The organism is Cupriavidus sp. SIMBA_020, assembly GCF_046535395.1.
GTDB classification, from domain to species: domain Bacteria; phylum Pseudomonadota; class Gammaproteobacteria; order Burkholderiales; family Burkholderiaceae; genus Cupriavidus; species Cupriavidus campinensis.
This window is the reverse complement of sequence record NZ_JAWRWU010000707.1, coordinates 1-267: the sequence shown is the minus strand read 5'-3', so window position 1 is coordinate 267 and position 267 is coordinate 1. Positions and strand designations below refer to the sequence as shown.

Genomic DNA, 267 nt, shown 5'->3' with positions numbered 1-267 from the left:
CCACGGATGCCGCCAGCGAACCCGCGGCGCTGACGCCCACGCAAGCCACGCTCGTCTCGATCTGGTCGGACGTGCTCGGCGTGCAGCAAATCGGCATCGACCAGCCGTTCTTCAGCCTCGGCGCGGACAGCCTGCAACTGTTCCGCATCGTCGCCCGCATGAACGAGCGCGGTCTCGGCGTCGATGCGCGTCAACTGATGAAGAACGTCTCGATCGCGCAACTCGCGGCGAGTCTCGATGGCGCGCAAGTCGAAGCCGTGGCCGAAG

At 66.7% G+C, this 267-nt stretch carries 1 protein-coding gene; it reads left to right on the top strand.

All coding sequences use genetic code 11. The features are described from left to right. Positions 1-267: phosphopantetheine-binding protein (locus SB751_RS31160; protein ID WP_410749163.1), on the top strand; the 267-nt coding region annotated here is incomplete at both ends.